The sequence below is a fragment of the Pseudomonas sp. FBCC-B1667 genome (genome assembly GCF_059133255.1).
Genome location: NZ_CP101437.1, coordinates 321,131 through 342,449 on the forward strand (window position 1 = coordinate 321,131; position 21,319 = coordinate 342,449).

A 21,319-nucleotide genomic window follows, 5' to 3' on the forward strand; every position below is an offset into this window, starting at 1 on the left:
CAACATGCGCACTTGAACTCGTTCCGTGCGGATCCCGATCTCCTCAGTGGCACCATGGGTAGTGTCTTGCCAGCTGTCAACGTCCTTGCCACCACTATGCTTCTGGTTGCGGGGGGGGCTGTAGAGAAACCTGCTTTGAACAGTGATCTGACCTTGACTGTTGCCGCCATCCCTACTGCGTTAGCCCGTACAGTATTGGGATGAAGGTATTGCCCCATGTGCCCAGTTCCCTGTCCTGATCCTTAACGCGATTAGACGTTAATGGTCAGCTGCGCTAGCTCTCCGGGGTTAGAAGGAGGCATAAAATCCAGTTGTGAAGCGGCGGCTTAAAGCTGCAGTGCTTTGCTTGCCTTAATCACTGTGCAACCTTTCGTCTGTTCAAGCATAGTAGGAGCCGTAAGCTGCAAATGTTTCCTTTTTTTGCGCGCGTAGATCGCGACATGTTGCCACCCGTAAGGTTTGCCACGCAGGAAAACCGCGGCGCTTCGAAATGGGTGATTAGGTGCGCTGGACGTCTTCTCCCTCGTGGTTCTTTGCCTTCCTTGTGATGTGCGTACATCAATCACTCATAAAAAATTCCAGTGGCATGCTGAAAACCTACAAATGAACTAGCTGTTTGAGATACGCATTAAGTCATCATCTGTGCGGACGTTTTTCACCGGGCTATATGCGCCAATGCGTCGCTTTCAGGAGGTCAAATGGGTGAGGCAGGACCGGTTGACGCGGAATGTGTCACTCGCCGCTGGGTGGATGTAGTTTGGCTTCGCATCTGGAGGGAAGCCCGAGAAAGTGAGCAAAGGAATTTGACAGTCAGACGGAGGGGCCGTTGACCGGCCCAAGGGCATGATTCGGTTAGCCGGAGGACCGGCATGAGCGCTGCGCGACTCATTAACGAGCTTTTGCCGTTGATGAGAATCGCGATTTGTTAGTGATATTGATGTCGAGCTAAGCGAAGAAGAGGTCCGCTAAGTGGTATGCGCGGGGCCGGGAAGGAGAGCCCTAAGCGTAGTCATTTTATAGTAGTCCCCGAGCTAAAAAATGAGGGGTCGAGGGCCGGTGCGACTCATTGGGTAGCGGCCGTCCTGCTGAGGTGGGCGAATTTGTGAGTTTGACTATTTTTATAACAAGCCGCCTGCTACTTGCGCTGAAGACGCTCATAGCGTCGATCTTACTAAGTTTGATTGTGTTGAACGATTCCGTTTATCGCCAAAAGTTCATTTTGGGTGGTGGTGCCGCAAATTTCATTCTATGCGAATTAATCCTTTTTAGGAATAAGCTGTGCTACGACAGCGTTACTGTAGATGGAGTATCCCTTAAAATCATCATTTTTGTGAGAGGAGTTCGTCTGCATAAATATTTGAATGGCGTAAATTTTCAAGCTGGAGATATTTACGGTACCGATAATTTAACCGGCTATACTCGATTGAAATGCGGGCACTATCGTAGGTTTGTCAGAGATAGAAAGCGTGTTCAACTCAATGAGGGTGTTACGTCCAATTTTTGCAGTCGACTTTGTGAATAAATATGGTTGTGGACGTGTTTTTAGGGCGCGGGATATCGGATTGCCTTTGCAGGTGCTTGATCCCAGGTTTTCCGATTCGTAAAGGTTTCTGACCTGGTATTTACCGCTCGCCCCAATAATTGCTTGCGGTAAAACTGTAAAGCCGACTTGTCGGCTTGTGCGGCATTGAGTTCGACTCCCGAGGATGACGGGAAAACCTGGCGCGGATTTCCAGTTTGCTCATTCCGGTAGATTTCACAGCTGCGCTTTGTTACGAGTAATTGTCATTCTCTCGTGCTCGACATCTTTACCAAAGTGCCTCTAGACCGCGGCTTTGACAATGATTCAGCATTTCTGACATGACTCCATTCGCGCCAGCAAGTCTAATCCGCTCATGTGTATTTAGTCTCGTGAGAATCCTATGCGTAAACAACCTTTTGTATTTTTGGGCGACACATCGCATCCTAATCCGTTTGCGGATAGGGTTCGATTGAAAGCCAGAATCACGCTCGCTTTTTACTGCTTTTCAATCATTGCTCCGGTAGGGCAGGTTTACGCTGCTCCACAGATCAAAGCTGCGCCGGCTAAAGTTTCTCAAGCAAATGAATATACGCTTCACGTGATGCATAAAGGCGACACGCTGGACAGTGTGGCGAAACAATACGGAGTTTCTGCGGAATCCTTGAGGAAGGCGAACGCGGTCTTTGAAGGCTATTTTGCACCTAAAGCGATAATCGTCCCGCATAAAAACGGAGGCAGCTTCAGTAGTACCTTCACCATTTATAAGCTAACTAAAGGTGATACGCTTAGTGATATCGCGGCACGTTATAATCGGTCGGTCAAAGAGCTCGCTAATCTAAACAGCTCCGTGATGCCGGCTAATGTGTTTTCAGCGGCCAAGGAAGGGACGAGTATCCTTGTTCCGGTTGTCGCTACGACAGCGAAGTCCCCGGGTACCCAATCTGCAAGTCAAACCGAGCAGAAAGTAGCCTCAACTGTCTCGTCATTGGGACAAACGATGTCCGATCCTGACATCCAAAATCGCGGACAGCATTTGACCGAGCGTGGCATCAATCAGGCAGCGGGCATGGCGACCTCTGCCGCGGGTCAAAGCATTGAAGGCTTTCTCAATAACAAAGGTAAGGCCAAGGTCGGAATTAACGCCAACGTCGATAGCGGTCAAGTCGACTACTCGCTCGATTACTTGCATCCATTGCTGGAAACGGGAAAAAGCACGGTCTTCGGGCAAGTCGGAGCGCGGACCTCCAATGAACGAAACATTGGTAACGTTGGTATGGGTTATCGGACGGCAATTACCGACTCGTTGACGTTGGGCGCGAACATGTTCCTCGACCAGGACTTCAGTCGTAACCATACCCGCGCCAGCGTGGGCGTTGAGGCTTGGGCGGAGGCTGCGCGGTTGTCCGCGAACGCTTATACGCCGGTCAGTGGTTGGAAAAAATCCGGTGACACCAAATTAAACTCCGATCCGGACACGAAAATTCTTCAGGAGCGCCCAGCCAAAGGTTGGGACGTCAATATAGAAGGGCCTGTCCCAGGCTTACCGCAAGTCGCCTTGACCGGCAGCTATTTTCAATGGAAGGGCGATAAGGTGGATGCTACGGGCTCACGTAGCGAATTGGAAAAGAACCCAAAAGGGTATACCGCAGGCATCAAATGGCAGCCGGTGCCACTGGTGGGGTTCTCGGCCGAGCATTCCAAGGTTTCCGGATCTAGCAGCAATATGAACATGGGGATGAATCTGGATTGGAGCTTCGATCGTTCGATGAAATCGCAGCTCGACCCTTCCAAAGGCTATGCAGTCAAACCCCTGGATCAAGCGCGTAATGAGATGGTCAAGCGCAATTACGAAATTGTGCTGGAGTATCGCGAAAAAGATAAACAGAATCAGATTCAACCGTTGGCGTTTCCTCTCGACGCCGTCAATGCAGTAGCAGGACAGCAAGGGCAGGGCCCTTCTGTAACGGGCGTGCAAAATGGTCACGTGGTGACCTACTCCTCCGATAAACCCGGTATGGTCGATGTGGATTCGAGAACGGGTTATCTGACGAGCAATCCTGCAGCGCCTACGTTGACCGCCACAATTACCGCGACAGAATTTAACGCCGGTAACTCGGCTCGTATGGTTAGCGATTCTCAGCGTATCGCCAGCTACCGCGTAGATCTTCAGGCTCAGAAGTTTATTCCCTCGGCTTCCAACCTCAATATCAGTGGCGTGTTGCAGGTGGGGCAAACCTTGATCGGTACCTTCGACTTCGCAGATAACGATACCGACCCAAAAAATGACGCGACGAACAATGCCTCGACAGTCCTGTGGACTGGTGGCGGCGTTTCCGGGCACACAGATGTTCAGTACACCCTGACTGCGGCAGACTCAGGCAAAGTGCTGGCATTTAATGTTACGCCCAAGAATTTGAACGGTGATCTAGGGGCAATTGCCACCGTCACCACGGCGAACGCCCCAAGTGGTATCGGCGGAGGGACTACTCCGCCAGGCATCGTGGTCGACCCGTCGGGTGTTCCGGTCGCAACCAATCTGGATATCGCCGGTGTCCTGCAAGTAGGCCAATCGCTGACGGGCAGCTATGTCTTCGCGGATAACGATGGTGATGCGAGCAACGATGTGGCCAACAATGCCTCCATCACCTTGTGGAGCGGTGGCGGCACGCGGGGTATTACTGATCTGCAGTACCCATTGACCGGAGCGGACGTCGGTAAGGTATTGACCTTCAGTGTCCTGCCGAAGACAACGGGCGGCACACGAGGGGTACTGGCCAGTGTGACCACCGCCAATGCACCGAGCGGTATCGGTGGTGGAACTACCCCGCCTGGTATTGTGGTCGACCCGTCGGGCGTTCCGGTCGCAACCAATCTGAACATCACGGGCACCTTGCAAGTGGGCCAGACGCTGACCGGTAGCTTTGACTTTGCCGACAACGATGGTGATGCGAGCAACGATGTGGCCAATAACGCTTCGACCATGCTGTGGAGCGGTGGTGGTACCTCGGGTGACACCGATGAGCAGTACGTGTTGACCAGTGGTGACGTCGGTCAGGTGCTGACCTACACCGTGACGCCGAAAACAGCTAACAACGTGACGGGCGTGAATGCCAGTGTGACCACCGCGAGTGCGCCAGGCGTAGGCGGGGGCGGCACGACACCGCCAGGTTCGATCGTTGATCCGAGCGCGGTACCGACCGTGGACAACCTGGACATTACGGGCACCTTGCAAGTGGGCCAGACGCTGACCGGCAGCTTTGACTTTGCCGACAACGATGGTGATGCGAGCAACGATGTGGCCAATAACGCTTCGACCATGCTGTGGAGCGGTGGTGGTACCTCGGGTGACACCGATGAGCAGTACGTGTTGACCAGTGGTGACGTCGGTCAGGTGCTGACCTACACCGTGACGCCGAAAACAGCTAACAACGTGACGGGCGTGAATGCCAGTGTGACCACCGCGAGTGCGCCAGGCGTAGGCGGGGGCGGCACGACACCGCCAGGTTCGATCGTTGATCCGAGCGCGGTACCGACCGTGGACAACCTGGACATTACGGGCACCTTGCAAGTGGGCCAGACGCTGACCGGCAGCTTTGACTTTGCCGACAACGATGGTGATGCGAGCAACGATGTGGCCAATAACGCTTCGACCATGCTGTGGAGCGGTGGTGGTACCTCGGGTGACACCGATGAGCAGTACGTGTTGACCAGTGGTGACGTCGGTCAGGTGCTGACCTACACCGTGACGCCGAAAACAGCTAACAACGTGACGGGCGTGAATGCCAGTGTGACCACCGCGACTGCGCCAGGCGTAGGCGGGGGCGGCACGACACCGCCAGGTTCGATCGTTGATCCGAGCGCGGTACCGACCGTGGACAACCTGGACATTACGGGCACTTTGCAAGTGGGCCAGACGCTGACCGGCAGCTTTGACTTTGCCGACAACGATGGTGATGCGAGCAACGATGTGGCCAATAACGCTTCGACCATGCTGTGGAGCGGTGGTGGTACCTCGGGTGACACCGATGAGCAGTACGTGTTGACCAGTGGTGACGTCGGTCAGGTGCTGACTTACACCGTGACGCCGAAAACGGCTAACAACGTGACGGGCGTGAATGCCAGTGTGACCACCGCGACTGCGCCAGGCGTAGGCGGGGGCGGCACGACACCGCCAGGTTCGATCGTTGATCCGAGCGCGGTACCGACCGTGGACAACCTGGACATTACGGGCACCTTGCAAGTGGGCCAGACGCTGACCGGCAGCTTTGACTTTGCCGACAACGATGGTGATGCGAGCAACGATGTGGCCAATAACGCTTCGACCATGCTGTGGAGCGGTGGTGGTACCTCGGGTGACACCGATGAGCAGTACGTGTTGACCAGTGGTGACGTCGGTCAGGTGCTGACTTACACCGTGACGCCGAAAACGGCTAACAACGTGACGGGCGTGAATGCCAGTGTGACCACCGCGACTGCGCCAGGCGTAGGCGGGGGCGGCACGACACCGCCAGGTTCGATCGTTGATCCGAGCGCGGTACCGACCGTGGACAACCTGGACATTACGGGCACCTTGCAAGTGGGCCAGACGCTGACCGGCAGCTTTGACTTTGCCGACAACGATGGTGATGCGAGCAACGATGTGGCCAATAACGCTTCGACCATGCTGTGGAGCGGTGGTGGTACCTCGGGTGACACCGATGAGCAGTACGTGTTGACCAGTGGTGACGTCGGTCAGGTGCTGACCTACACCGTGACGCCGAAAACAGCTAACAACGTGACGGGCGTGAATGCCAGTGTGACCACCGCGAGTGCGCCAGGCGTAGGCGGGGGCGGCACGACACCGCCAGGTTCGATCGTTGATCCGAGCGCGGTACCGACCGTGGACAACCTGGACATTACGGGCACCTTGCAAGTGGGCCAGACGCTGACCGGCAGCTTTGACTTTGCCGACAACGATGGTGATGCGAGCAACGATGTGGCCAATAACGCTTCGACCATGCTGTGGAGCGGTGGTGGTACCTCGGGTGACACCGATGAGCAGTACGTGTTGACCAGTGGTGACGTCGGTCAGGTGCTGACCTACACCGTGACGCCGAAAACAGCTAACAACGTGACGGGCGTGAATGCCAGTGTGACCACCGCGACTGCGCCAGGCGTAGGCGGGGGCGGCACGACACCGCCAGGTTCGATCATTGACCCGAGCGCACCGAAGACAGTCACTATCAATGTTTCTGGTGGTGGTGCGCTGACCGGACGTCCACAAGTGGGCCAAACGCTTGAGGCCGCGACTGTTTGCGAAGGGGCGTGTGGTTCATTGAGCTATCAGTGGAAGCTGCAACGCAGTGAAGGCAGCAACGATTATGAGGCGATCCCGGGGGCAACAAGCGTCAACTACACGCCATTGGCATCGCAGCAGCGACGTGAGCTGCAGGTGGATGTGAACCTCACTGCGCCCTGATAGGCGCGGGTTCTGCCCATCCACGGCGGTTGAAGTGCAGTGACGTCTGTTACGTTACTGCACTCTCGGCCCCTTGAAAGCAGAAACCAATTTGTGCATCGAGACGCCAAATATGGAGGCGTCGCTCTAAAGCGCTTTAGGCAGTTAGAGGTAATGACAATGAGTTTTCTTCGGAATCATTTGCGCAGGCCGACTAACCTCCACTCATGGCCAATTAACATTCAAGACCTATCTATGAACTTTTTTAATTCGAACATGAAATTCCCTCTCACGCGTTTGTTGTTGTGCATGTTGCCCATGCTGAGCTTGAGCGCCGAGGCGGTGGTCGAGTCGCCTGAGAGCCTGCCGGTTATGGGGCATGCGCCAACCGCCGAGACATTGCGCATCACCAATATTTCCGCTCCAGGAAAGGGGCCGGCCCAAGACGATGAGTTACGGGCCGATTATGACTACACCGATCCGGACGGAGACCAAGAAGACCTTACCAAAGGTGTTTTCGGCTGGTCTGCTGCCGGAAGCCCGATTGCCGGCGCCACAAGTCAAACCTATGTCCCGGGTCCTGCTCAGAATAAGCAGTTTCTACGCTTCAACGTAACGCCAGGTTCGGTGTCGACCGCTGACCCAGACATGGCTGAAGCGCCTGTCACCAGCTCAGAGACCAGTGCCCCCGTTTTACCACCGCGGGCGCAACTGGCAAGTGAGTTTATCCTGGTAGATCCCGGCAGCCGTTGGGGGGATGCGTACATGGACTGTGCGAATCGAGGGGAAAGGTTACCTACCCGCACCGAGTTAGAGAACCTGTTTATCACCTATACCCGTGCCGAGGCTGTTGGCGATTCCGCTCAGGATATGCAAACCACATACGGCTGGCCCAACAGAGCGCATTGGACGGTAGAGGGCGACGACAGAAATCATGATCGTGTGGGGGTTAACGGTGACGGCGCCACCATCAGTACTGTGAACTCTAACGTCAATACTTTTTCGTGCGCCACTGCGGGAGCGGGCGAAGGTTTACCCACAGTAACAAGCGTCAGCATGCCCACCGCCAATGTTGGTGAGCCTGTCACAGCGGTTTACACCTATAACGGCAATTCAACTATTCCGGATCGTTCCAGGTTTAAGTGGTTCACCGCGACGGCCAGTAACGGTACAACGGGCAAGACCGTGATATCAGGCGCCACGAGTGTGAGCTACACCCCAGTCGCCGCCGATGGCGGTAAATGGTTGGTCGTCGAAATCACCCCGGCCAGTTACGACACCGTCGTGGGTACGCCGGTGACAGAGGTCAGTGCACAGCCTGTCAATGATTTGCTGACGGTAACTTTGGAAAACAGCAGCGGCGGAGCCGTGACGGGACGTCCGGAAGTGGGCAGCCAATTGGTTGCGAAAGTCGATTGCGGCGGCACCTGTGGCCCGCTGACGTATCAATGGCAAGTGGAAACCGCGGCGGGCTCCAATGTACTGGAAAATATTCCCGGTGCGACCGCTACATCCTATATCCCTATTGGTGCGCAGCAAGGTCGAGGCATACAAGTGCTTGTGGATCGGGCTGCTGGAGTTGCTGAGTAATGGCTAGAAAGTTTGAGATGACCCCGGTGGTACTATCTCGACATCTGGCTGGCCTGTGTATCGGGGCGCTATGCAGCACATCGCTGCTGGCCGCACCGACCAGCTCACCGGTGACCGCGCCCGTAATAGGCCGTGTTCCGACACTCAGCACACCGACCATGAGCAACCTCAGCGCCTCGGGGAGAACTCCGGCTCAGGGTGACGACATGAAGGCCGCTTACACTTACACCGACCTTGATGGCGATCTGGAAGACCCGAGCCTGGCTCAGGTGCAGTGGTTCGCCGATGCCGTGGCGATTTCCGGGGCCACGGCCCTGAATTTCGTTCCCTCGGCTGCGCAAAACAAAAAGTTTCTGACCGTGCGGGTTCAGCCTGGATCCATGCCCCCGGCCGACCCCAATATGGCGCTGGCGCCGATCACAAGCGTGGCGAGCCTATCGCCAGTGTTACCGCCACGTGCGCAATTGCTTGCAGAGTACTCCCGTCCGCCTAACAGCGCCCGTTGGGGTGATGCGTATATGTATTGCGCAAGTCAAAGCAAACGCCTCCCTACAACAGGCGAGCTACGGACCTTGTTCACCACGTATACTCGTGCCAACGAAGTAGGAACTTCCGGTGGAGGTGATCTCGGCCGAACCTATGGGTGGGGGGGCAGCGTGTTTTGGGCCCAGTCGGGTGATGCCACACGTCATGATTACATCTACGTCGGTGAAGACGGACGCGGAGCTGGGAACGCTAACAGCAACATCTATTGGTATGCCTGTGCCAACACCGGAACACCGGAGTTGGTACCAACAGTTACGGCAGCCAGTGTCCCTGCCGCCACAGTGGGAGTACCGGTAACGGCGCTGTATACGTATAACGGCAATTCGACCATTCCCGACCGATCACGCTTCCAGTGGTATACCGCTACCGCGAACAACGGTACCACTGGCAAGACAGCGATTACCGGGGCTACAGCGGCTAGCTATACCCCAGTGGCCGCCGATGGTGGTAAATGGCTGGTGGTTGAAATCACTCCGGCCAGTTACGACACGGTGGTGGGAACTCCGGTCGTGGCGGTTGGTTCGGCGTCGGTGTCTGCGCTACCTACCATAGCAGATGTCAGCATCAGTGGTTACGATGCATGGGGAACGCCGCAAATCGGTGGAACATTACAGGGCGAGTACACTTTTAATTCCAATGGCGGCAGTGCGGACGGGTCAACTTACCGTTGGTTAAATGGCAGCCGAAGCAGTACTGATAGAACCTATACTTTAACGAAAGCCGATGTGGGCAAAACTTTGACCTTTGAAGTGACGGCTAAAAGCACTTCAGGTGCACAGGGTAGTGTTCATAGTGTTAATACAGACAAGCGGGTATCAAGTTTAAAGTTGTTTAGAAAGCCTAATACCATCAAGTATTCGAAAAACGACCTTCCTGGGCTGAAACCACCGTATGCCGATGCGGCTTCGAGAGAATGTCGTTATTCAACGAGTCATCCTATACAGCGATTGCCTACCCGTAATGAGTTAACGCGATTGTTTGCGGATGAAACGTCTGGCGGTAACTCCAATGAAATGTGTACCAAGCATGGCTGGCCAATGAGTGCTATGTGTGGCGGCTCGGGTAACGAAGCACGGTATTGGACAAATGAGAACCATAACCCGACAGAGTCATACCATGTGAATCTTTATACCGGCGTGGTATCTCAAACGTCAAATGTAAATAGCTTCTACGTGACCTGCGTGGACTAATAGTTTTCATATGAGGCCTTGTATGTCATTCGGTCCGCTTTCAGAATTCTCGGGCGGCAAGCGAGTCGTTGAAGACAAACTTTAGGCGCCGAAAACGTTTTTAGTCGATGTCAGCCCGAAGGCAGCCATGCAACGCGCATTTACACACGCATTCTCGCCCGGGGGTTCAGTTGCTACAGTGACAAAGGACCGTCGACGCTAGTCCGATTCGAACATTTATGAAAAATGCGAAGCAAGCTTTGGTTTTTAGCTGGCTGGTGCTAACCATAAGATGGTTCCATCGAAGCGGCTGCCGAGTAGAAATACTCAGTGCCAGCGCGTTAAACACACGCTGAAGCCTGTGGTCGCGATGCCTAAAATAAGAAGCGACGAAAAGTCGATTTCTGAACGCAGGCCGCATGCAGTAGGCAGTGTCCCGCGATTTCGCTGAACAACCCTGAAACGGAAATCGATGATTAACCGGGCTGGAATTTTTCGTCAAACTGCACGTTCCCGCTGAAAGAGCGGGGTCCGATTTCATTGCCTGCGGGCAATCAATCATCATTGATCATTTTTAACTGTTTTTGACTCGCGCATTCAGATCGCATCGACGTTAATGGTGGCACTTACCAAAACTGCGTAGTCAATCATGAAAAAAATGTCGTCCCGAACTAAAATAGCAATGGCCCTCACTTGGGCATTGACCATTGGTGTTGGTGCTCACACAGCCCAGGTATTGGCCTTGGATTCCCTGCCAACGCTGGCAGTAGAAGGTCGTGCGCCAGTACTGAGCAATTTAGTCGTTGAAAACACCAGCCGCGCCGGTGAGCGACCAGCCCAGGGTGATGTCGTCGGTGTCTCGGGTTATGATTTCGATGACATCGATGGCGATGATGAAGTTATCACGGGGCCTGACGCGACCAGTTATCAATGGTTGCTGGACGGTACGCCAATTTCTGGCGCGACTAACCGACAGTACACGGTCCTCGATACGGATGCAGGCCAGTCACTGGCTGTTCAAGTTACGCCTAAAACTGATCCAAGCACTACCGACCCGTTTGTGGGTCAGCCGGTCCTGAGTTCGGCATTCACCGTGGGTGAAGCAACTCAGCCAACCAGCATTGAAATTCATAACGCTTCTGGCTTGCTCACTGGCCGTCCACTCGTGAGCGAAGTGCTGACTGCGACCCCAATCTGTCCGGCTGCATGTGATCCTTCGTTGGAGTTCACATGGAATGTAGATGGCGTTGAAGCTGGTACCGGTACTACCTACACCCCAACCAAAGACGATCAGAAGAAAGTCATTACCGTTTCGACACCTACCGTACGATAAGCAAAAGCTTATTGTTACGTTGCGCAGCGGTAAAAGAAACGCCCCAGGATCTCTGGGGCGTTTTTGCATGTGTCGGATACGTACTCGGCAAGTTTGATCCATTAGCCCCGCCCGAAATCAACCCTTTCATTCTCTCTACAGGTTTGTTTTCGATTCTCAGAAGAATCGACACGTGCGCTGAAGATTGCAAGCGAGCTTCTTGCGTCAATGGTCCGCCTGTACACGTACGTTTTGGCGTAACCCAATAAATTCAACGAAACGAAATATGTCTCTCGACATTGCCATCCTTTGCTGAGTGGATGGCGCTAGCGGGAATTCGAGCTGTCCAGAGTTTAGAGGCGGTTCGCCTCATTCCTGTTTTAGGTGTCTATCGCGGAATACTGCTAGTATCCACTCTGATATTAAGAAGGCTTTGCGCGCCAGAGGGTGGGAATTTGCGGTCGAATAATTCAGGCAATCCGTTGCTGGCGACCTACTACGTGTTGGTGCTAGATCAGCGTGGCGAATATGTCGAGTATGACCTTGAGCGTTCGAGGCTGACTTTTTATCCTGCGGTGGGTGTCATTCGGCACGTAAGTCTTGGCTCCGCTGAAGCGGTCTTGTTGAAATGTCTCATCGAACGTCCGGCTGAGGTTATTTCCAGGCAGATGTTATTAGAGGCAGCTTGGCCTGGGCGGGTTGTTCAAGAAGGCAGTTTGAACCAGGCGATTTCTACCCTAAGGGCAATATTGGGTGACGAACAGCGACGTGAAGTTATCAGAACTGTACCGCGTCGAGGGTATCAGATAGATCCACTTGCATTACTGGATCGAGACCAATGGACGCTTCGAAAGGAAGCGTTGCTGAATCCTCCCGTGCTTCCGACCTCAGATGAGCTGGCACCAGAGGAAATCGCCCCTCCGGTTTCGCCTGAGCGCATTAGGCGTCACTGGTCGGTGAGCTATCTGATATGGACAGTAGCAACGATATTGGTTTTTCTTTTATTTAGTTGTGTTTCGCGTTATTACTACACTTTTATGCCTGTGTATGTTGCGAGCGAGTTTAGCGTCGGCAAAGCTCACGTGACTCTGGTTTCATTTGATGATGAGAGTTTTTTAGCATCAAAAGAAGCATTGAAGGGCGTATTTCAGAAAGTGGACAACTTGGGTGGCGGAAAGATACTCGTGAATCGGATGCGCAATTACTACGAGTTGAACTGCCTGAGAGAAGATCGTACTTTGTACACGCTGATGGTACACGAGGTGAAGTTGTACTCGATTTCCGAAGAGAATTTGAACCGGTGTCTGAAATGAAAGCAAGGGCTAAAAACGTGTTGAAAACGCTCCCTGTATTGGCAGTTATTATTATCGCGTTATTGGCAGTCAAACTTCAAAATTACCTAATGTTGCCGCAGGGTGATCTGTATTCTACGGGTCAGGCGGTCACATCGAACGGAGATGTAGTTGCCTTTGACGATAAATTAATTTTTCGAGGAGGGGATTTCAGTTACGCGATGTACTCTTCCTGGGGCGGAAAGATTAACGTTGGGCAAGTCGGCGGCGAAATTTCTCCAGGTTATCTTGGAGATATTAGATTTAAGTTCAATCGAAGTACTAATCATGGCTCGCCATTGTTGGGGGATCCGTTGCTGGACAACTCCCTAGCCTTCAATCAAAGTTTTGCACGAAGCAAGGGTGCGAGCTTTTCTGTCGTACCGATAGAGGGCGACTTTTCCGGTTTATGTTTTTATATCATAGAGCTCAGTAAAGCCCAGTGCGGGGGCAAAGGTTACTGGCGGGAGCGAGTGTCCGGGATGGGGCGCATGGGGGGCAGGTGAGTTAACTGACGTTGGAGCATTTTTTCCGTCTGATTAGGCACGCGTCGAAAATCGCGTGCCTTTTCTTTGTAAGTTATTGCGGCATCATTGAAGAGTGATGCGAAGAAATCAGCCAATTGTTGTCTTCATAAATATAAGTGTAGGTGTAGCGGGCTGGAACTTTAGTACCATCCTTCATCGTAAAGGTGTAGGTGCCGATATCGGCCGCCCAATTGCAACCAATCTGAATCGAACGACTGTCAATGCTGCCTTGCGGCTTTTTCTTTAGAAAATCATCGAAATACTGAGTTTTTTGGTCATTGGTCAATCTAGGATCATTGGCCAAAGTCGCCAGCAGCACAGAATCCTTGCTGTAGTTTTTTACAACTTCTTTTGAGTCCAGCGTTGCAAGGGACTTGTTCCAGCGTTCGAATAGGTTCTCCACCTCCGTGGTAGAGATAGTAGTGCATTGCTGGGTCTCGGCAGCGAAAGCTGTTTGAGCGCTCAGGGTTGAAAGCATAAAGGCAGATGCAAAAAGAATGCGCATGTGAAGATCCTTGCGTGACGTAGTATATGTGAACGTGTCTGCACTTTAAATCGTGCGTTCGTTTAAAGGTAATCAAACAGAATGAATGATTGTCACAAGCACGCCTGGGGAGGGTGGGACGCATTAATAGTGTGGCTTGCCGCCGGCGTTAGCGTTCGCGATGCCTCTTATCAATCAATTCATTGAAGTGTCCGAATCTATAAGCAGGCGATTACTCTATAGCGGGTGATAGGTAACCGTCTTCCACACTGTTTTGATATCATTGATATGTGCCAAATTATTATTGATATTTTCCCAGTTGAACTCCGCTAGTGGGCTGTGCGGTTTTTAGACGCGTATTTATTTCCATTAGATCTGTCAAAGCGGCGGATTGGCCGGCAGTGACGTTTTGTAGCTGTCCCTTGTTCTGATGATGCGTTACGCCTTGGTAAAACATGCGGTAATTTATGATGATCTAGGCGCGCCGTCGTCGGGCGAGTAGCCAACGGATAAGCAAGCGGGCCTCTGCCAAGAGCGTGGCCGCGTGCGAATCATATCGTTCTTGGAAATTCGGGTTCTGACGTGACAAATCGCAGATAAGTCAGTCTATGATGGATTCTTGACTGCCTACACCCCACAGCTTTGGCGCGCGGTGCTATCAAGAGGGCGACAGTTCACCGCATCGCGCTGGCACTCTTAGTCGCTCCAATCGCTGCGCGGTTGTTCTTTTTGCTGTCAATCACAAATGGACAAAGGAATGCGGTTGGCAGTAAGCGTTACTCGTTATTAGGCAAATGCTGTCCCTGTGCTCGAATAAAGCCCCGTCCGACTCATGGTAGGACGTTATAGCCTCGTTGTTGTAAGCATGAACTGTACACTGAATTATTGGCGGTAATCGCTTGGTCGGTTGCACTCTGGTTCTGCCTGCGGTCCTGACGCTGCTTGGCGCCTCCAACCACTACGCCAGCGGTAGCGGCGCTGGCGGCTTTATTTTGCCGATATTCTTGTTTGGTTGAGTTGCTGATGTTTTCGTACTGGTGGCTGTTTACCGCAGCGGCAGTTGCTCCTGCGACTGCGCCGGTGGCGGCGCCTCGAGCGCGCCCTCCGACCGGCACGCTGTTGGGTATTGGCTGCTGGTCGTTGGCTTGGGTGCGACAGGCGCCCGTGTCTTTCTGAATCAGTTCTTCGTTTTGATTTTTCAGGGGTACAACGGTGGCCCCAAAGGCGACGGGGCCCAATGTCAATGCGGTAGTTGCTAACAGGAAGGATAAAAGTTTCATGAGACGTGGTCCTTTACAGTTGTTCAGTGTTAAGCCATTGCCCTACTCATTGACCTGCTCACAGCATCGCCCCGTCGACACCCATCAGGGGTAGCGATCCACTTGGGTGGATACTCAATGGTCTCCGATTGCACCCAGCGTCGGAAGGGGATGGATTGAGAGCGGTGCGGATTTGCCGAGTACCAATTGCGCGGGAGGTAACGCTTTAGAATACAGCCATCCCTGAACCAGGGTGACGCCTTCACGCTGGAGTAATTCGACCTGTTCGGTAAATTCTACCCCCTCGGCTACTACCGTGTAGTGCCTAGCATGTGCAATGCCCACCACCTGTCGCCACATGGCATCGGGGGCATGGCAGCGGTCGAGGGTTAGAAACGAGCGGTCGATTTTGAGAATGTCGATGGGTAAGTGTTCCAAGTACGCCAAGCTGGAGTAACCCGTGCCAAAATCGTCAATGGCGATGCGGTGTCCTAGATCTTTCAAGCGGGACAGTTGGAATGCCGCCATTGTTTTGTCCACCAAGACACTTTCCGTCAATTCAAACACGATGAGGTCGGCAGGGATCTTGTATTGCGTGAACAGTGTGTGGATAAACCCTGGAAATTCCCTGTCCGCAAGATCTTCTGCTGACAGGTTGATGGTGATATACAGGCCTGCCACGTGCTGGAAGTACAGCGCATAGTCTTCGGCTACTCGACGACAGACCCATCGAGTCAACACGCAGGACAGTCCGCTGCGTTGAGCTTCAGCAACAAATAGGGTTGGACTGATGAACTCGCCTTTCCTCTGCCAACGCACTAAGGCTTCGGCGCCGCACCAATGACCACTCTGCAAATCGACGATCGGCTGGTACTGCAGCGTTAATTGATTGCGCCGCAGGGCGCGGGCGAGCAAGGCGGCAAGGGAAAAACGCCGCCGATGGGTGTATACGCCCAAACGAAACAGCAATCGGCAGAGTAAGGCCCCTCCCAGCAAAACGGCCAAAAATGTCATCCACCAGGCCCGCTGATACACCGCATGCGGCAAGCTCACGACGCCCAGCAAATTGGCCCATTGGCTCACGAATGTGAGGTGCCAGTAGCCGTGGTCATAGATCAGCTGGCCGATCTTCGGTGACTCGGTGATTGCCGGGTGAAGGGTTTCTTTGGCCAGTACGGTTTCCAGCGAGGACGCGTCAATCAATCGGTAAGTCATTGCCGAATCGGTTTGAAGGGCATTGAAAAAGATGGCCTTGTTGACCCAGATATAGGCCGGGCCCTTGGCGATGACCAGGAATGTTGAGAGTGGGCGGCTCTGATCGGTTGTCGCGGTCCCGGAAAACCAATAGTTGTGATCGGCCCGGGGGTAGTGGGTATCGGTACTGTACTGCGGAAGGGCCGATGCTGGCAGGAGGTGGCCGTAGGATGAACAGATGGTGCCATCGGGCATCCGCAATGCGGCGTCATAGCTGTAGGACGACGACCTGACTTCTTGGGCCATCTCTTTGAGCACAGGATCCGAGCAATGGTCATACCGCTCGCCTAGGCTGTTTAGGGTTTGCAGGACACTGTCGAGCTGGTCGTCAATGGTTTGGGCTCGCTGGCGGGTCTCGAGTGCAAACTGGTTCATTTCTCGTAGTGTCTGCTCGCGCACCACTCGATCGCACACCCACACGGCCACAACGATCAGGATGAGGCTGCTCGGGATAAGCCATGCGAGTCGTCGACACCACATACGCTGTGCGCCGGTCATTTCAGCACCTCGCTCTGCGTATCCCCGATGACCTTGCTCGTCGCTGGATAGCCGATAGCGCTGTTCAATTTGTTACAACGAACCCGTTTGCTGTCGATGGAGTTGTGTACGACGTGGGCCAATGAATGTCCGCGTTCGGCATTGATTCGCTTCGCGTGTGAGTCGGCGGCAAAAGCACCCATTGCTGCGATGGGGGTCGACGGTACCGCCTGGGGCCCGGGTGCGCCCCAATACCCAGGGCAAGTGTTGGGCATATACGACCTGCGGACACCGCTCCTGAACAACATCGCGCTGAGGGGGCGTGGCCATTGACTGCCGGCGCCACGGTTCATGCGGATGTGCGTGTTGGTGTCGTTTTGTCTTCGCTTAATCGCCAGCAGTTCGCCTTGGTTCTTCGACGCGGGGTATGGGTAGGCGTACAGAGAATCGAATAACGCCCAGCTGCACTGCCGCGGATGAAGATCAGGTGCATTCCGGTGATGCAAGGGGTGGCCCTGCGGCGAGAGAACCGATAGGAGCACCTGATGGCCACCGAGACCACCAGTGCGTCGCTCCAAATGCATAGTCTGGACAATGCCCCGGGTAAGTCCAACGTCAGCCAACGCTTTCGCCTGATTCGATTTTTGTGGCTGACTCATTCTGGTTTGCTCTGTCAGATCTAGGAAGAGCCCGTGCGTATAGCGGAAGGGCAGGGGGCGGTATGGTCCTGCGACCATTGGCGAGCGGTGCGGGCAACCGTGATCGCCAACTGCTCAACAGCTTTTTGGTGAGCCAGCACCAGCGTCTGCACCTGTTCCCCCGCCGGCCATTGCTCGACACTGGAGCAGGTCAGGTTTTTTTGTGGGGCATCTGCTTGGCGTAAGCTCATACTCCACAACACCTCTATCAGTGCGTACTGACCGGGGCGTGATTCGAAACGTCTGACATGGGCTTGCAGGGAGAGTATAGGCAGCCCTGGCGCTTTGGGCAGTCCGGCTAAATTAATACTACCCAGCTCGCTCTCGAGGCCACTCACCAGGGCGTCATTAAACTCATCCGCCAGCGGCGCACTCCATCGAGCGTTCTCTAGAATTCGCACGGTACCGTTCGAGTATTGCATCACCAATTGCGGCTGATCGACCTGAGCCGGGATCCGCAAGGAGTGCAGCTCGAACTGAAAGGTTGGTGTGCCCTGGAGCGGTTTGATGGCATCGGCCTTGGAGGCAGAAGCCAGCGTGTAATAGTGTGTAGGGGCTGAAGCACACCCTGTCAGCGCCAAGATGGCCATCAGACTCAGGCCGCGTAGCGTCCAAATAGTCATTGGGTAGTCACTCCGTTGGTTGCGGCATTGCCCAATGGGGCATCCTTGGCATGTCCCCTAAGTAGCGCTTCGGGGTGACGACCGAGAAAGTCCGCGAGCACACGCACCGAGCGTGCGGTGCGCTGGACTTCCTCCATGGCCAGCCCGAACTGCCGACGTTGTGGCGACTGCTCGGAAAAACTGTCATTGGCTTCGGCCAAGGTCGCTTTAGTCTGTGCCAAGGTCTCGTGCACCTGGGGCAGCACCTGACTGTTCACTTGGCTCAGGGTCTGTTGGAGGGCGCCCAAATTGCCGCTCAATTGACTGGCTATCTTTTCCAGCGGCAACTTGCTGACCTTTTCGACAATCGCCTCCAGTTGGACCTGAAGCTTATCCAGGCTGCCGGACACTGTTGGAATTTGCGGAGGTCGAGCCGTCGCGTCGAATGCGATGGGCTTTGCCCCCGGGACAATATCCAGGGCAATATACAATTGGCCGGTGAGGACGTTGGCGCTGCGAGCCTGGGCCCTTAGGCCTTTTAGGATCAGAGTCTTGAGCGTCGCTTGGGCCCGTTGCTCGCCCTCCAGTGTGGATTCGGCGCGTAGACGCTCATGGGCCGTGCCCAGCCGCTGCGGGTAAATCACCGCGGTGATGCTAGTTGGAAACTCCTTTCGCTCAGGGTCATAATCCAACTCGATCGACATCACTCGGCCGAGCGTCACCCCCTGAAATTCAATCGGCGCATTCACAGATAGCCCGCGCAAGGCCTGATCGAAACGCATGCGCACTAAGTAGGACTCGCCATCATGGGGGGCCATGGCTCGCTCTTGATCAGTGAACAAGGTGAAAGCGGACTGTCCGGGAGCGGGCTGTGGATCCAGGCTGGAAGCGGCATCACCAAAGGCGATGCCGCCAGCTAAAATAGATGACATAGACTGCGTATTCACCTTTAAGCCGGCGGCAGTGAGGCTGACGTCCACACCACTGGCGTTCCAGAAGCGCGTATCCAAGGTCACGAACCTGTCATGCGGGGCATTGACGAATATCTGCATTTCCACGCTTTTGCCGTCCTCAGCCAGGGCGTACGACACCACTTGCCCGACCGGAATTCGTCGGTAATAAACGCTGGAGCCAATATCCAGCGATCCCAGGTCCTCGGTGCGTAAGGTAAAGAGGGCACCTTGTTGCTGATAAATAATGGGCGGAGGGGTTTCCAAACCGACAAAATGCGACTGCGCGGTTTTGGAATTGCCCTCGTCAGCGCCGATGAACGCTCCCGATAACAGCGTATCAATGCCAGACACCCCGTTGCTGCCAATACGTGGACGGACCACCCAGAAGCGTGAATCCTTAGCTGTAAAGGAGCTGGCGGAGGCGTTCAATTCAAGCGTGGCATTGACGTGGCGTCGATCATCACTCAAGGCGATGGCGACCACTTTGCCGATGGTGACGTTTTTATATTTGACCGGTGTTTTGTTCGCCTCCAGACCTTCTGCGGTTAAGAAGCTCACCGTAATCTGGGGTCCGACGGATCTAGCGTTGTGAATAATCAGCGACAAGCCCACCAGTGCGGCGACGATGGGCACCAACCAGACCAGCGAAACATTCAAGCGCCGGGCCCCGACGATGGGAAGTCCGGGGTCGACAGCGTCTGACAATGGGGGGTGTTTAGGCATCGCTTACCTCAGTATCCCAGATCAATCGGGGATCAAAACTCATGGCAGCCAGCATGGTCAGAACCACCACGAGGCCGAAAAATAAGATGCCGAGGCGCGGCTCGATGCTACTGACTGCCTGGAATTGCACCAGGGCGGCAATCAACGCCACCACCAGCACATCCAGCATCGACCAATAGCCGACACGCTCGATCAGGCGATAGAGATGCGCCCGTTCCTTCTGCGCCCATCGGCTGCGCCGCGAGCACGTGAACAGTAGAAGGCCCAGCACCATAAATTTCAGTCCGGGCACGGCCATGCTGGCAATAAAAATCAGCGCTGCCAGGTCCCAGGCTCCGGAATGCCAGAACTCCAGTACGCCGCTCATGATGGTGTTTTCACTGCCGCTTCCAAGCATGTCGGTGTACATCACCGGCAGTAAATTGGCGGGGATATAACAGATCAGACTGGCGAACAAAAAAGCGCCGGTGCGCTGTAGGCTGGCGGGCTTACGTTGATGCAGCGAGGCGTCACACCGCGGGCACCGCGACTCGGTGGCGGAACACACCCGCTCACAGGTATGGCACAAGGTCACGCTCATCTGTTCGGCTGTGGAAAAGAATGTCATCGCGGCTGCCTTTCCAAGTCATCCCACAGGCGCCGAATGTCAGTGCCCGAAATCAAAATGATCAACACCGATAACATCGCCAGCCCCCATAAGCCCAGCCCGGGATGGACGTCGAGCATGCCCGCCAGTTTGATCAGGGCGACGAGAACGCCCAGTAGCGCTACTTCGAGCATGCTCCATGGGCGTAGCCATTCGAGCATGCGCATGCATGGCTTAAATCCGGGTGCCGGTTGCCGGCGGAGGGCAAAAATGAGGACCCAGCACAACCCCAGAATCTGCAGCAGAGGCGCCCCGATGATGGTGAGCGCTGCCACCACGGCGATTGCGCTCATGGGGCCCTGGAACAGGGCGATGATCGAGTGCGCCAACGTGGCTTCATTGCTCAGGCCTTGAAGATTAATGGAGAGCACCGGAAATATGTTGGCACATACAAAACATAGGGCTGCCGTGAGGGTTAACGCCAAATGCTGTTGCAGGCTAAGTCGATTGCCTCGCGCCAGCACCGCAGCGCAACGTGCGCAGCGGGCAATTTGGCGCGTGCTCAACGCAATTTTTTGGTACACGCAATTGCAATGCTCACAAATGATCCATGAGGGAAAGGACACGCGTTGACTCCCTAAAAGCGGCAGATAGGCGTCTTCAGCGTGGCAGCCAAGGACGCTCATAGATCAGAGGCGGTAGTGCCAGGGGCGCAATCAGTGGCGAGGCATTTTCGATTGCATTCATCGCCGAACGTGTGCATTGAACGTTAAGCTGCGCGCTAAAGCTGTAGGCAATTCCTGCAAGTGTTTAAATGGTTCAAATACCATCGGTAGCACTCCATCGCTC

Annotated in this window: 13 protein-coding genes; 6 read left to right on the forward strand and 7 right to left on the reverse strand. The window is 54.4% G+C overall.

The window, feature by feature from the left end; translation table 11 throughout:
• Window positions 1-2,519 precede the first annotated feature (2,519 nt).
• The 6 genes from NL116_RS01425 to NL116_RS01450 all read left to right on the forward strand — a co-directional run bounded on the left by NL116_RS01425 (window position 2,520) and on the right by NL116_RS01450 (window position 13,413).
• Window positions 2,520-6,980 carry a ZirU family protein gene (locus NL116_RS01425; RefSeq protein ID WP_494375710.1) on the forward strand — a complete coding sequence of 1,487 codons (4,461 nt, stop codon included), beginning with the start codon at window positions 2,520-2,522 and terminating at the stop codon, window positions 6,978-6,980.
• 234 nt (window positions 6,981-7,214) lie between these two features.
• Window positions 7,215-8,549 carry a hypothetical protein gene (locus tag NL116_RS01430; RefSeq protein WP_494375711.1) on the forward strand — a complete coding sequence of 445 codons (1,335 nt, stop codon included), beginning with the start codon at window positions 7,215-7,217 and terminating at the stop codon, window positions 8,547-8,549.
• A gap of 158 nt (window positions 8,550-8,707) precedes the next feature.
• Window positions 8,708-10,285 carry an adhesion domain-containing protein gene (locus NL116_RS01435; protein WP_494375712.1) on the forward strand — a complete coding sequence of 526 codons (1,578 nt, stop codon included), beginning with the start codon at window positions 8,708-8,710 and terminating at the stop codon, window positions 10,283-10,285.
• Between the two features lie 628 nt (window positions 10,286-10,913).
• The gene (locus tag NL116_RS01440) at window positions 10,914-11,597 is read left to right on the forward strand and encodes a hypothetical protein (RefSeq protein ID WP_494375713.1); all 684 of its coding nucleotides are present in this window, start codon (window positions 10,914-10,916) and stop codon (window positions 11,595-11,597) included.
• 461 nt (window positions 11,598-12,058) lie between these two features.
• Window positions 12,059-12,889, forward strand: a complete 831-nt coding sequence (locus NL116_RS01445) for a winged helix-turn-helix domain-containing protein (protein ID WP_494375714.1) — start codon at window positions 12,059-12,061, stop codon at window positions 12,887-12,889.
• Complete coding sequence (locus NL116_RS01450; protein ID WP_494375715.1) at window positions 12,877-13,413, forward strand: hypothetical protein; 537 nt, start codon at window positions 12,877-12,879, stop codon at window positions 13,411-13,413. Before NL116_RS01445 ends, NL116_RS01450 begins: the two co-directional genes overlap by 13 nt.
• A 73-nt stretch (window positions 13,414-13,486) precedes the next feature.
• Here NL116_RS01450 and NL116_RS01455 read toward each other — a convergent pair whose 3' ends face one another.
• The 7 genes from NL116_RS01455 to NL116_RS01485 all read right to left on the reverse strand — a co-directional run bounded on the left by NL116_RS01455 (window position 13,487) and on the right by NL116_RS01485 (window position 21,096).
• Window positions 13,487-13,939 carry an SgcJ/EcaC family oxidoreductase gene (locus tag NL116_RS01455; protein ID WP_494375716.1) on the reverse strand — a complete coding sequence of 151 codons (453 nt, stop codon included), beginning with the start codon at window positions 13,937-13,939 and terminating at the stop codon, window positions 13,487-13,489.
• 809 nt (window positions 13,940-14,748) lie between these two features.
• Window positions 14,749-15,198 carry a hypothetical protein gene (locus tag NL116_RS01460; protein ID WP_494375717.1) on the reverse strand — a complete coding sequence of 150 codons (450 nt, stop codon included), beginning with the start codon at window positions 15,196-15,198 and terminating at the stop codon, window positions 14,749-14,751.
• Between the two features lie 114 nt (window positions 15,199-15,312).
• Window positions 15,313-16,929, reverse strand: coding sequence for an EAL domain-containing protein (locus tag NL116_RS01465; RefSeq protein WP_494375718.1), 1,617 nt, complete (start codon window positions 16,927-16,929; stop codon window positions 15,313-15,315).
• A 658-nt stretch (window positions 16,930-17,587) separates the two neighbouring features.
• Entirely contained in the window at window positions 17,588-18,229 is a 642-nt protein-coding gene (locus tag NL116_RS01470; protein WP_494375719.1) for a PqiC family protein, read from the reverse strand.
• A complete protein-coding gene (locus NL116_RS01475; protein ID WP_494375720.1) occupies window positions 18,226-19,884 on the reverse strand; it encodes a PqiB family protein in 1,659 nt (552 codons plus the stop codon). Before NL116_RS01475 ends, NL116_RS01470 begins: the two co-directional genes overlap by 4 nt.
• On the reverse strand, window positions 19,877-20,491 hold the full coding sequence (locus NL116_RS01480; protein ID WP_494375721.1) for a paraquat-inducible protein A: 615 nt from the start codon (window positions 20,489-20,491) through the stop codon (window positions 19,877-19,879). Before NL116_RS01480 ends, NL116_RS01475 begins: the two co-directional genes overlap by 8 nt.
• On the reverse strand, window positions 20,488-21,096 hold the full coding sequence (locus NL116_RS01485) for a paraquat-inducible protein A (RefSeq protein ID WP_494375722.1): 609 nt from the start codon (window positions 21,094-21,096) through the stop codon (window positions 20,488-20,490). Before NL116_RS01485 ends, NL116_RS01480 begins: the two co-directional genes overlap by 4 nt.
• Between the last annotated feature and the right edge of the window lie 223 nt (window positions 21,097-21,319).